This is a genomic window from Amycolatopsis sp. 505, from assembly GCF_031625235.1.
Lineage (GTDB): Bacteria > Actinomycetota > Actinomycetes > Mycobacteriales > Pseudonocardiaceae > Amycolatopsis.
Genome location: NZ_JACKQP010000001.1, coordinates 1,004,684 through 1,016,767, shown reverse-complemented (window position 1 = coordinate 1,016,767; position 12,084 = coordinate 1,004,684). Strand labels below are relative to the sequence as shown.

The following is a 12,084-nucleotide window of genomic DNA, read 5'->3' as shown; positions in this document are numbered from 1 at the left end:
TTGGTCTGGACCACGTAACGTTTGCGCAAACGGCGCAAAACACCGCCCTGGTCCCCGCCGGCGGTGTCGGTGTCCGCCGTCCCTGCACCTGGCTCAAGGGAGAGCGATGTCCAGAAAGAGATGGCACCTCCTCGGTCTTTTCACCGCGGTCGGCGCGATCGCGGTCGGCCTCGTCACCGTGCCGGCGAGCGCCGCCGGTGGCGTCGGCGCCGCCTTCACCAAGGGGTCCGACTGGGGCACCGGGTACGAAGGCAAGTACACGATCAACAACGGCTCCGGCTCGACGCTGCCGAGCTGGACGGTCGAGTTCGACCTGCCGTCCGGCGCGAAGATCTCGTCGCTGTGGGACGGCAGCTACACCGCGTCCGGGCAGCACGTCACCGTGAAGAACACCTGGAACGGCAACGTCGGCAACGGCGGTAGCGCCAGCTTCGGCTTCAACGTCGCCTACTCCGGCACCTACTCGGCCCCGGCGAACTGCAAGCTGAACGGCGGCTCCTGCGACGCCGGCGGCGGCACGCCGACCACCACGCCGACCACCCCGACCCAGCCGACCACCACCCCGACGACGCCGACCACGCCCACCACCCCGACGACGACCACGCCGCCCCCGCCGGGTGGCCTGAAGAACGTCGGCTACTTCGTGCAGTGGGGCGTCTACGGGCGCAACTACCACGTCAAGAACATCGAGACCTCGGGCTCGGCGAGCAAGCTGACCCACATCAACTACGCGTTCGGCAACGTCAAGAACGGGCAGTGCACCGCGAACGACGACCCGTACGCCGACTACCAGAAGACCTACGACGCCGCGGGCAGCGTCGACGGCGTCGCCGACACCTGGGACCAGCCCGTCGCCGGCAACTTCAACCAGCTGCGCAAGCTGAAGAAGCTGCACCCGGGCCTGAAGGTGATCTGGTCGTTCGGCGGCTGGACCTACTCGGGCGGCTTCGGCCAGGCCTCGCAGAACGCGGCCGCGTTCGCGCAGTCCTGCTACAACCTGCTCAAGGACCCGCGCTGGGCGGACATCTGGGACGGCATCGACATCGACTGGGAGTACCCCAACGCGTGCGGCCTTTCCTGTGACACCAGCGGTGCCGCGGCCTACAAGAACCTGATGGCCGCGCTGCGGGCGAAGTTCGGCTCCTCGTTCCTCATCACCTCGGCGATCACCGCGGACGGCAGCAACGGCGGCAAGCTCGACGTCGCCGACTACGGCGGCGCGGCGCAGTACATCGACTGGTACAACGTGATGACGTACGACTACTTCGGCGCCTGGGCGGCGCAGGGTCCGACGGCCCCGCACTCGCCGCTGACGAACTTCAACGGCATCCCGACGCCGGGCTTCTACTCCGACGCGGCCATTCAGAAGCTCAAGAGCAAGGGCGTCCCGTCGAGCAAGCTGTTGCTGGGCATCGGCTTCTACGGCCGCGGCTGGACCGGCGTCACGCAGGACGCCCCGGGTGGTACCGCGACCGGCCCCGCGCCGGGCACCTACGAGCAGGGCATCGAGGACTACAAGGTCCTGAAGAACACCTGCCCGTCGACCGGCACCTTCGCCGGCACCGCGTACGCCAAGTGCGGCAGCAACTGGTGGAGCTACGACACCCCGGCGACCATCGGCGGGAAGATGTCCTACGCCAAGCAGCAGGGTCTCGGCGGCGCCTTCTTCTGGGAGCTGACCGGGGACACCACCGGCGGCGAGCTCATCACCGCGATGAAGAACGGCCTGTCATGACGCGCCGGTGGTTGCCCGCACTCGGGCTGGCGGCCGCGGCCGCCACGATCGGCGCGATGTTCGTGATCGCACCCGCGAACGCGGCGGGCGGCGTGTCCGCGACCTTCTCGAAGGGCTCCGACTGGGGCACCGGGTACGAAGGCAAGTACACGATCGCCAACGGCTCGGGTTCGACGTTGCCGAGCTGGACGGTCGAGTTCGACCTGCCCAGCGGCGCGAAGATCTCCTCGCTGTGGGACGGCAGCTACACGGCGTCCGGCCAGCACGTCACGGTGAAGAACACGTGGAACGGCAACGTCGGCAACGGCGGTAGCGCCAGCTTCGGCTTCAACGTGACGTACTCCGGTTCGTACGTCGCGCCGTCGAACTGCAAGCTGAACGGGGGGTCGTGTGCCGCCGGGGGCACACCCCCCACGACCACGACGCCTCCTACGACGACGACCCCGCCGACGACGACCACCCCGCCCCCGCCGGGCGGCCGTGGCGCGCCGTACCTGTACATGGGCTGGGGCAGCCCGCCGAACCCGCAGACGGTGATGAACGCGACCGGGGTCAAGTGGTTCACCATGGCGTTCGTCAACGCCTCCGGTGGCTGCAACCCGGCGTGGGACAGCAGCCGGCCCCTGCAGGGCAGCGCGGACGCCACCGCGATCGCGCAGATCAAGGCGGCGGGCGGCCAGATCGTCCCGTCGTTCGGCGGCTGGAGCGGCAACAAGCTCGGCCCGAACTGCTCGACGCCGGCCGCGCTGGCCGGCGCCTACCAGCAGGTGATCAACGCCTACGGGCTGAAGGCGATCGACATCGACATCGAGAACTCCGACGAGTTCGAGAACGAGGCCGTGCAGGACCGCATCCTGAACGCGCTGAAGATCGTCAAGCAGAACAACCCGGGGATCCAGACGATCCTGACCTTCGGCACGTCGACGACCGGCCCGAACTACTACGGCAACCGGCTCATCGACCAGTCGAAGGCCCTGGGCGCGAACGTCGACGTGTTCACGATCATGCCGTTCGACTTCGGCGGCGGCGCGAACATGTACAACAGCACGGTGAGCGCGGCGAACGGCTTGCGCGACAAGCTGAAGTCGACGTTCGGGTGGAACGACGCCACGGCGTACGCCCACCTCGGCATCTCGGGCATGAACGGCCTGTCCGACCAGCAGGAGCTGACGGACCTGTCGACCTGGACCCAGATCACCAACTGGGCGAAGTCGAACAAGATCGCCCGCCTGGCGTTCTGGTCGGTCAACCGCGACCGGGGCTGCCCCGGCGGCGGCGTCCAGTCGGCGTGCAGCGGCATCGCCCAGAACGACTGGGACTTCACGAAGGTGACAGCGGGCTTCTGACGCTGTCGTGAACAGGCCTCCTTGCCGTCCATCCATGCCCCCACCACCGCCCTCAACGGAGGCGCTTCGCGCCGCGGTGTTGGATTGGCGGGCCGGCAAGGAGGCCTTCTTCATGACATCTTGACGGCGTCCCCGATCGCCTGGTCCAAAATGGACACACCCAGCGAGATCTCTTCTTCGGACGCCGTCAGCGGCGGCGCGATCCGGAACACCCCGCCCATCCCGGGCAGCTGCACGATGTTCATGTGCAGCCCGAGCTCCAGGCAGCGCTGGGTGACCCGCGCGCCCAGCTCGTCCGAGCTCCGCTTGGTCTCGCGGTCCACCACCAGCTCCAACCCGGCCAGCAGGCCGCGGCCCCGGATGTCGCCGACGACCTCGTGGCGAGTCGCGATCTCCTCCAGGCCCCGGCGCAGCAACGCGCCCAGTGACAGCGCCCGCTCGTCGAGCCGGTCGCGGGTCAGCACGTCCAGCACGGTGTTGCCGACCGCCGCCGGGAGCGGGTCCGAGACGTGCGTCGTGAAGAACAGGTACCCGCGGTCGTGGGCTTCCTGCTCAATGGCTGCGCTGGTCAGCACCGCGGCGAGCGGGAGCCCGGCGCCGAGCGTCTTCGACAGCGTGAGGATGTCCGGGACGACGCCGTCGCGCTCGAACGCGTACCAGTTTCCGGTGCGGCACAAGCCCGTCTGGGCTTCGTCGAGGATCAGCAGCATGCCGCGTTCCCGGCACTTTTCGGCCAGCGCGGCGAAGTAACCCGGCGGCGGCTCGATGATCCCGCCCGAGCTCAGGATCGGCTCGGCCAGGAACGCGGCCAGGCTGCCGACCGACTGCGCGTCGATCAGCTCGAAGCCGAAGTCCAGCTGGCGACGCCAGTCCAGCGCACCGGACGCGTCGGTGAAGTCCGGGCGGTAGGCGTTCGGCGCCGGGATGGCGAAGTTGCCGGGTGCGGCCGGCCCGTAGCCGCGACGGCCCGCGCTGTAGGTCGCACTCGCCGCCGCCTGTGTCATGCCGTGCCAGGAGCGCGCGAACGAGACGATCTCGTGCTTGCCGGTGACCAGCTTGGCCATCCGGACGGCGGCCTCGTTCGATTCGGCGCCCGTGGTCAGCAGCAACGCCTTCTCGAGCGGCGCCGGCAGCGTGTCGGCCAGCCGGCGCGCCAGATCGACGACCGGGCGGCTCAGCATGCCGCTGAACAGGTGGTCGAGCTTGCGCACCTGCCGCTGGACGGTCTCGACGATCTCCGGGTGCGCGTGCCCGAGGATCGCGCTCATCTGGCCGGAGGTGAAGTCGAGGATCCGGCGGCCGTCCTCGGTGACGAGGAAGCTGCCCTCGGCGTGGTCGATGATCTCGCGGGTGAAGGCGCCGCCGTAACGCACGAGGTGCCGGTCGACGTCACCCCAGAAGGTGTCAGCCATGGCTTCGACGGTAAGTCCGGGGCGAGCGACACGTCCATCTCACAATTCCGGCTTCCTTGTTCGGTTTTGCCGCACAATCGGCGGATGCTGAACCCGTGGCGCCTGCGCCTGCTGAGCCGGCTCGACACGCTGGGCACGGTTCGCGCGGTGGCGCAGGACGCGAACCTGAGCGCGTCGAGCGTGTCGCAGCAACTGGCCGTCCTCGAAGCGGAAACCCGCACCCAGCTGCTGGAACGCACCGGCCGCCGGGTCCGCCTCACCCCGGCGGGCCTGATGCTCGCCCGCCGGGCGCGCGTGATCCTCGACCACATGGACACGGTCGAGGCGGAACTGCGCAGCCTCGGCGACGAGCCGGCCGGCCTGGTCCGGCTCGGCGCGTTCCAGAGCGCGATCCACACCCTGGCCGTCCCGGCGGTGAGCCGGCTGGCGCACCCGGACCTCGAGGTCCAGCTCCTGGAGCTGGAACCGCACGAGAGCATCCCGGCCCTGCGCGGCGGCGACGCCGACGTCATCATCACCACGACCGACTTCGTCGAGCTCCCGCTGGGCCCGGATCTCGACATCGTCCCGCTGGCCACGGACCCGATCGTGCTGGTGACCCCGCCCGACGCCCCTCGTGGCCCGGCGGTCCTGTCGGCCTACGCGGACGCGGCCTGGGCGCTGGACATGCCGCAGTCGTACATGGCGAACCTGACGCTGCGCCTGTGCCGCGAGTCGGGCTTCGAGCCGCGGGTGGTGTGCCGCTTCAGCAACTACCTGATGACGCTCCAGCACGTCGAAGCCGGCTTGTCGATCGCCCTGCTGCCGGGCCTGGCGGTGGACGGCCGGTACCGCGTGGCCACCCGCGAGCTGGCCACCCCGGTGACCCGCACGATCGTGGCGGCCACCCGCCGCGGATCCCCACCCCGCGCGGCGGTCAACGTGGTCCTCGAAGCCCTGCGGCAGCTGCCCGACCTGGCCGAGCGGGTCAGACTTCGGTCTTCTCCTTGACCGGCAGGGCCGGGCTCGCGCCCCAGGCCAGTTCGGTGACCACCCGCGCCGCGGCCGGGACCGCGGCCCGGACCGCCGCCGACAGGCCGAGGCCGCCGTCGACGCACGCCGGTTCGCAGCTCAGGACCAGGACCCGGCCCGCGTCGCCGCCCAGGAGCCGGAGGAGGCGGACGACCGCGTCGCCGGGGAGGTCGTGCGTGTCGGGCGCCGAGGCCAGGGAGAGCGTGCCCGGGGCCTCGCCGTGCGGGGTGGCGTCGAGCAGGATCGTCGTGTCGTAGCCGCCGGTCAGGTCGTACGCCAGGTGGACCGTGGCGATGTCGTAGTCGGCGATCTGCACCCACGGCGGCAGGCCCGCCCGGTCCAGTTCCCGGAGCACTTCGACGCCGAAGCCGTCGTCGTGCAGGAAGACGTTGCCAATACTCGCGACCAGGACTCGTGGCCTCATTGCGCAACCTCCTGGGGTGCCCACCCAGGCTAGAACTGTGAATTGGATCACACAATAGCTAGTGTTGGTGCTCCCGCTCGTCCTGCACGGTTTCGGCCCGCGCCAGCCACAGCTCGGCCTCGTGAGCCGCCCCTCGTGCCCGCAGCATGCGCGCCAGGCTGAGCATGCCCTGGACGTCGCCGGTCTCGGCGGCGCGGCGGAACCACAGCTCGGCCGCCGCCAGGTCCTCGCGGTGCTCGGCGAGGTGGCCGAGGTTCGTCAGGGCCGGGACGCTGCCGTGCTCGGCGGCCTTCCGGTACCACGCCGCGGCTTCGCCCTCGTCGCCGCGGTTGCGGGCCAGGACGCCCAGGTTGGTCATCGCCGCCGGGTCGCCGTGCTCGGCCGCCTCCAGGTACCAGTTCTCCGCCTCTTCGACGTCGCCGCGGCGGTGCAGCAGCAGCCCGAGGCGGGTGATCGCCTCGAGGTGACCGCCCTTCGCGCCCTGGCGGTACCAGGATTCGGCGTCGCCTGGGCGGCCCGGCCGCTCGGCCTGCCTGCCGAGCTGGCAGGTGGCCGCGAGGTCCCCGGCCTGGACGGCGGACCGCCACCAGCGGCCCGCCTCGGCGGCCTGGCCGCGGTCGCGCAGCACGAGTCCCAGATCGATCATCGCGCCGGTGAAGCCCGCCTCGGCGGCCTGCCGCAGCCACGACTCGGCCTCTTCGCCCCTGCCCTCTTCCCGCAGGAGACGGCCCAGCGCCGCCATCGAGGGCAGGTCGCCGGTCCGGGCCGCCTCGCCGTACCAGTGCCGGGCGTCTTCGCGCTTGCCGCGCCGCTCGCAGGACTTGGCCAGGTGCTGCATCCCGTGCGGCTCGCCGGCCAGCGCGGCCTCGTGGTACCAGCGCTCGGCCTCGTCCTGCGCGCCGCGTTCGGCGAGGAGGAGGGCCAGCGCCGTCATCGAGACGCGGTCGCCGCCCATCGCGGCCTTGCGGTACCACGACTCGGCCTCGGCCAGCTCTCCGCGCTCGCGCATCGCCAGGCCCATCCGGGCCATGGCGACGACGTTGCCGCCCTCGGCGGCTTTGCGCTGGAAGAACTCGTCGAACTTCTTGAGCCGGCCGGGCATCGGCTGCTCCCTCCGGATGGGTCCTGCTCCGGTAGTCGCAGAAGATCGGCTCCGTGTGACAGCTCCGCCGTGGGTGGGCGACGTCACATTCGCGCCAGGTCGTCGTGTCGGCGCGGTTGTCCCGCGCCGGCAGAGGTGAGACTACGCCGCGCGACCGCGCAGGTGAGAGGAGAAAATCGTGGCGGCCCGGGGTTTTCGGCTGAGCGTGACGCAGCGAACTCTGCTGGTAATCGCGATTCTGGCCGTCGCGCTCTTCGGGTACTGGGCGACGAGAGGCGCGGGCGCGGCCCCGCCGACGTCGGGCGCACCGGTGCCGGTCAGCGCGGCTGACGCGCAGAAGCAGCTCGGCGAGCTGACCATCGCCGCGCGGACCTCCATGGACGGCTATTCGCGGGAGAAGTTCCCGCACTGGGACAGCCAGGGGTCAGGTTGTGACACCCGCGAAGTCGTCCTCAAGCGCGACGGCAAGGACGTCAAGACCGACAAGGACTGCAAGGCGCTGTCCGGCACCTGGACCAGCGTCTACGACGACGAGACCTGGACCAAGCCGACCGACCTCGACATCGACCACATGGTGCCGCTCGGGCAGGCGTGGGCGAGCGGCGCGAAGTCGTGGACGACCGAGAAGCGCGAGCAGTTCGCCAACGACCTGACCCGGCCGCAGCTGTTCGCCGTGACCGACAACGTCAACCAGCAGAAGAGCGACAAGGCGCCCGACCAGTGGAAGCCGCCGCTGGTGGCCTTCTGGTGCACCTACGCGACCGACTGGATCGTCGTGAAGCACTACTACGGGCTGACGATCACGCAGGCCGAGAAGACCGCCTTGACCGACATGCTGCGCCGCTGCTGAGCTGGGCCGCGTGACGACTTTCGCGCTGATCCACGGAGGCGGCGGCAGCGGCTGGGACTTCCACCTGCTCATCCCCGAGCTCGAGGCCCGCGGGCACGACGCCGTTGCCCCCGACCTGCCGATCACCGACCGCGCGGCCGGGCTGGCCGAGTTCACCGAGACGGTGCTGGCCGCGCTGGGCGACCGCACGGACGTCGCCGTCGTCGGCCATTCGTACGGCGGGTTCACCGCGCCACTGGTCGCGGCGAAGGTCCGGGCGCGGCTGCTGGTGTACCTGGCCGGGATGGTTCCGGCGCCGGGGGAGCAGCCCGGGCAGTGGTGGGGCAACACCGGTTTCGAGTCGCCGAAGGGCCTGAGCGAAACCGAGCAGTTCTTCAACGGCGTCCCGGCGGAGCTGGCCGAGGCGTGCCAGGCGCACGGGCGCGAGCAGGTCAGCAAGGAGTGGGACGAGCCGTGGCCGCTCCCGGCCCACCCGGACGTGCCGACCCGGGTGCTGCTGGCCCGCGACGACCGGTTCTTCGTCTCCGACTTCCAGCGGCGGGTGGCCCGCGAGCGCCTCGGCGTCGAGCCGGACGAGCTCGACGGCCCGCACTGCGTACCGCTCAGCCACCCCGGTCCGCTGGCCGACCGCCTGGTGAGCTACCTCTGATTGCGCCGATCGGCGCTTAAAGGTCTAGACCTATTGACTGTGTGGTCCAGGCCACTTACGGTCTGGACCAGCGGCGAACCCGCTCGCGTCACCTCCACCCGGTCCCCACCACGGAGGTTCCATGCGTCTCGCGCACGTCCTCGCCCTGGCGGCCCTCGCCGCCGGCAGCCTCCTCGTCGCCCCTGCCGCCGAGGCCGCGACCCTGCCCGCGTGCCAGCACTTCTACTCCGGCCCGATCCCCGACCGCCCGGTCACCGGCGGGCACGGCCCCGGCACGCTCGTCGGCGCCGTGGACGTCGGCAACCGCCTGCCCGCGCCCGGCTCGGTCAGCGGGGGACTGGGCAGCGACGGCAGGGTCACCTTCACGTTCGCCCGGGTCGCCGGCGCGAAGGCCTACCGGGCTTTCCGCAACGGTCAAGCCCTGCAGTGGATCAGCGACTGGGGCCAGCCGACGCTCACCGTCACCGACGCCAGTCCCTGCCAGGACGCGAACTACCAGCTCTACGCGATGACGGCGGAGGACAACTCCCCGGGCTCGCTCGGCCGGATATCCACCGCCTACCGCCTCGACGGCGCGAACCGGCTCGCCGCCTACCGGATCCCGGCCGGCACCACGCTGAACTACCGCGTCACGGCGTACAACGACGTCGCCCAGACCGCGCTCGGCTACCAGGCGGGGCCGGGCTTCTGCGCGGTCGACGCCCGGATCGTCCCGTGGGGCACCCGGTTCTCCGTGCCCGGCTACGGCGAGTGCTACGCGGCCGACATCGGAAGCTGGATCAAAGACGACATCGTCGACGTCTGGCTGCCCGGGTCCCAGGCCGACGCCTGGGGCATCCAGCGGCTCACCCTCACCGTGCGGTAGACCACCTGACCGCCGAAAGGCCGTGACGGCCTCCTTGCCGACGTCCCCCAACTGCCCCGGCAAGGAGGCTTTCGCGGATCACCAGCGGTCGAGGTGCAAAACCTCTTCGAGGGGCTGCCGCGCCGCCGGCTTGAACGTGTCGCCCGTGTAGAACGCCGTCGGGATCAGCGCGGCCTGGTGGACGTTCTTCGGCAGTTCCAGTACCTCCGCCGCCTCCTGCTCGTACTTCAGGTGCAGCGTCGTCCACGCCGTGCCCAGGGTCACCGAGCGGGCCGCCAACATGTAGTTCCACACCGCCGGCAGCAGCGACGCCCACAGCCCCGCCTGGTTGCCGGCCGGCAGTTCGGACGACGGTGTTTCCAGGCAGGGGACGACCAGGACCGGGACGTCACCCATCCGGTCGGCCAGGTAGGCGACGCTGTCGCCGACCCGCCGCTGGACCTGCGCCCGTGCCGGGTCGTCCGCGAAGAGCTTGCCCGCGGCGTTCGGCGACTCGAGGTACTCGTGGCACGCCCGGCGGTAGATCTCGCCGAGCGCGGCCCGCTGGCTCGCGTCGGTGACGACCAGCCACTGCCACCGCTGCGTGTTCGACCCGCTCGGCGCCTGGAGCGCGACCTGGACGCAGTGCTTGACCAGGTCGAGCGGGACCGGCCGCTCGAGGTCGAGGCGCTTGCGGACGGTCCTGGTGGTGGTCAGCAGCTCTTCGGGCGTCATCATCGGCCCATCATGCCGGGCTCACCAGCGATCGTGCACCAGCGGCCGGATGAGCTCGTCGTAGGTTTCGCGCACGCCGGCGAGCGCCTCCGAGGACAATGGCGGCAGCGCGGCCGCCGCGGTGTTCGCCGACGCCTGCGAAGCGTTGCGGGCGCCCGGGATCACCGTGCTGACGCCCGGCTGGTCGATGATCCAGCGCAGCGCGAACTGCGCGAGCGTCTGACCGGACGGCACCAGCCCGCGCAGCCGTTCGACGGCCTCCAGACCCACCTCGTAGGGCACGCCGGAGAACGTCTCGCCGACGTCGAACGCGTCGCCGTGGCGGTTGTAGTTGCGGTGGTCGTTCTCGGCGAACGTCGTCTGCGCGGTGTAGCGGCCGGACAGCAGGCCGGACGCCAGCGGCACGCGGGCGATGATCCCGGCGCCCGCCTCCGCCGCCGCGGGCAGCACGCGCTCCAGGGGCTTGAGCCGCAGGCAGTTGAGGATGATCTGGACGGACGCCACGTTCGGCCGGGCCAGCGCGGTCAGCGCCTCTTCACAGGTCTCGACGCTGACGCCGTACGCCTTGATGCGCCCCTCGTCGACCATCGCGTCGAGGGCGTCGTACACCGCGTCGGAGGAGTACACCGGCGTCGGCGGGCAGTGCAGCTGGACCAGGTCGAGCGTGTCGACACCGAGGTTGCGGCGCGACCGGTCGTTCCACTCGCGGAAGTTCTCGGCGACGTAGTTCTCCGGCACCTGCTCGACCCGGCGGCCCATCTTGGTGGCCACGAAGATGCCCCCGCGCTCGGCGAGGAACCGGCCGACCAGCCGCTCGCTGCGGCCGTCGCCGTAGACGTCGGCGGTGTCGAAGAAGGTGACACCGTTGTCGGCGGCCGCGTGCAGCACGGCCAGCGCGTCGTTCTCGTCGACCTCGCCCCAGTCCGCCCCGAGCTGCCAGCAGCCGAGCCCGACGACGGACACCTCACGGCCCAGACGGGCGATCTTCCGGTTCTCCATGCCGCGATCCAAGCACACGACCGGCGCCTATGATCGGCCGTCATGGCGATGACTGCGGGTCCGGAAGGACTGGGGACCCGGATGCGTCACGTCCTCGAAATCCTCGACGGCGACGTGGCGCGCTTCCTCGCCGACATCGGCCTCGACGACTACCGGCCGCGGTACTCGCCGGTGGTGCGGGCGCTGCTCGCGCGCGGCCCGCTGGCCATCCGCGACCTCGCCGGGGAGATGCGCGTGACGCACTCGGCGGCCAGCCAGACCGTCGCGCAGATGAACCGGGCCGGGTTCGTCAGCCTGGAGCCGGGCGCCGACGCCCGCCAGCGGATCGTGTCGCTCACGCCGCGGACGCGCGAGCTGCTGCCGCTGATCGAAGCGGAGTGGACGGCGACGACCGAGGCGACGGAAGCGCTGGAAGCCGAGCTACCGTACTCGCTGCGGGCCCTGCTGGACGCGCTCATGGCGGCCCTGGAGCGCAAGCCGTTCCGGGAGCGGATCGGCGAGACCGATGCCGCGCGCGAACTGCGCTGATCAGGCGTCCGGCAGCGCGAACACGGCCCAGACGTACTTGCCGCCGGGGCAGCGTTCGAAGCCCCAGTCCAGCGACAGCGCCTGGACCAGGACGAGCCCCCGGCTGCGCGCCTCCGCCGGGGACGGCGCGCGCAGCTCGGGCAGCATCCGGCCGGTGTCGTGCACCCGCAGCGTCAGCCGGCCGTCGGCGTACTCCAGTTCGAGCCGCTGGGGCCGTTCACCGTGCTCGAAGGCGTTGGTGACCAGCTCCGACGTCGCCAGCAGGACGTCTTCGAGCTGCTGCTCCCGCACGCCGAGGCGCAGCAGCGCCGTCCGGACCTCGTGCCGGGCCAGTGCCGGAGCCGTGACGTCGGCCGGGAGGAGCACCCTCAGCGGGGCGGCCGCCGCGGCGGAACGCTGCGGCATTCTCGACGTCGTCATCCGGTCCCCCTCCCAGTGAGTTCGGTACC

The 12,084-nt window shown here is 71.0% G+C and carries 13 protein-coding genes; 7 read left to right on the top strand and 6 right to left on the bottom strand.

Annotated elements, in window-relative coordinates:
• Positions 1-106 precede the first annotated feature (106 nt).
• The gene (locus H5965_RS04920) at positions 107-1,735 is read left to right on the top strand and encodes a glycosyl hydrolase family 18 protein (protein WP_310968098.1); all 1,629 of its coding nucleotides are present in this window, start codon (positions 107-109) and stop codon (positions 1,733-1,735) included.
• Complete coding sequence (locus H5965_RS04915; RefSeq protein WP_310968097.1) at positions 1,732-3,081, top strand: cellulose binding domain-containing protein; 1,350 nt, start codon at positions 1,732-1,734, stop codon at positions 3,079-3,081. The genes H5965_RS04920 and H5965_RS04915 overlap by 4 nt, the downstream gene beginning before the upstream one ends.
• A 110-nt stretch (positions 3,082-3,191) precedes the next feature.
• Here the strand turns inward: H5965_RS04915 and H5965_RS04910 are convergent, their stop codons facing one another.
• Positions 3,192-4,493 (bottom strand): aspartate aminotransferase family protein, encoded by a 1,302-nt coding sequence (locus tag H5965_RS04910; RefSeq protein ID WP_310968096.1) that lies wholly within the window; start codon positions 4,491-4,493, stop codon positions 3,192-3,194.
• Positions 4,494-4,577: 84 nt separating this feature from the next.
• Between H5965_RS04910 and H5965_RS04905 the strand changes: the two genes are divergently transcribed.
• On the top strand, positions 4,578-5,483 hold the full coding sequence (locus H5965_RS04905; RefSeq protein ID WP_310968095.1) for a LysR family transcriptional regulator: 906 nt from the start codon (positions 4,578-4,580) through the stop codon (positions 5,481-5,483).
• Here H5965_RS04905 and H5965_RS04900 read toward each other — a convergent pair.
• Together H5965_RS04900 and H5965_RS04895 are read right to left on the bottom strand one after the other, a co-directional pair.
• On the bottom strand, positions 5,461-5,928 hold the full coding sequence (locus tag H5965_RS04900) for a hydrogenase maturation protease (protein ID WP_310968094.1): 468 nt from the start codon (positions 5,926-5,928) through the stop codon (positions 5,461-5,463). The two genes, H5965_RS04905 and H5965_RS04900, sit on opposite strands and share 23 nt — an antisense overlap.
• Before the next feature lie 58 nt (positions 5,929-5,986).
• Positions 5,987-7,030 (bottom strand): tetratricopeptide repeat protein, encoded by a 1,044-nt coding sequence (locus H5965_RS04895; RefSeq protein ID WP_310968093.1) that lies wholly within the window; start codon positions 7,028-7,030, stop codon positions 5,987-5,989.
• 178 nt (positions 7,031-7,208) lie between these two features.
• Between H5965_RS04895 and H5965_RS04890 the strand changes: the two genes are divergently transcribed.
• The 3 genes from H5965_RS04890 (at position 7,209) to H5965_RS04880 (ending at position 9,394) form a co-directional block, all read left to right on the top strand.
• Positions 7,209-7,880, top strand: a complete 672-nt coding sequence (locus H5965_RS04890; RefSeq protein WP_310968092.1) for an HNH endonuclease family protein — start codon at positions 7,209-7,211, stop codon at positions 7,878-7,880.
• 10 nt (positions 7,881-7,890) lie between these two features.
• Positions 7,891-8,529: an alpha/beta fold hydrolase gene (locus tag H5965_RS04885; protein ID WP_310968091.1), complete on the top strand. Its 639-nt coding sequence runs from the start codon at positions 7,891-7,893 to the stop codon at positions 8,527-8,529.
• 121 nt (positions 8,530-8,650) lie between these two features.
• A complete protein-coding gene (locus tag H5965_RS04880) occupies positions 8,651-9,394 on the top strand; it encodes a 3D domain-containing protein (RefSeq protein WP_310968090.1) in 744 nt (247 codons plus the stop codon).
• A gap of 78 nt (positions 9,395-9,472) precedes the next feature.
• Here H5965_RS04880 and H5965_RS04875 read toward each other — a convergent pair whose 3' ends face one another.
• The gene (locus H5965_RS04875) at positions 9,473-10,111 is read right to left on the bottom strand and encodes a nitroreductase family protein (RefSeq protein ID WP_310968089.1); all 639 of its coding nucleotides are present in this window, start codon (positions 10,109-10,111) and stop codon (positions 9,473-9,475) included.
• Between the two features lie 18 nt (positions 10,112-10,129).
• The gene (locus tag H5965_RS04870; RefSeq protein WP_310968088.1) at positions 10,130-11,107 is read right to left on the bottom strand and encodes an aldo/keto reductase; all 978 of its coding nucleotides are present in this window, start codon (positions 11,105-11,107) and stop codon (positions 10,130-10,132) included.
• Positions 11,108-11,155: 48 nt separating this feature from the next.
• Between H5965_RS04870 and H5965_RS04865 the strand changes: the two genes are divergently transcribed.
• Entirely contained in the window at positions 11,156-11,635 is a 480-nt protein-coding gene (locus H5965_RS04865; RefSeq protein ID WP_396136877.1) for a MarR family winged helix-turn-helix transcriptional regulator, read from the top strand.
• Here the strand turns inward: H5965_RS04865 and H5965_RS04860 are convergent, their stop codons facing one another.
• Positions 11,636-12,055: an ATP-binding protein gene (locus H5965_RS04860; RefSeq protein ID WP_310968086.1), complete on the bottom strand. Its 420-nt coding sequence runs from the start codon at positions 12,053-12,055 to the stop codon at positions 11,636-11,638. It lies immediately after the preceding gene.
• Between the last annotated feature and the right edge of the window lie 29 nt (positions 12,056-12,084).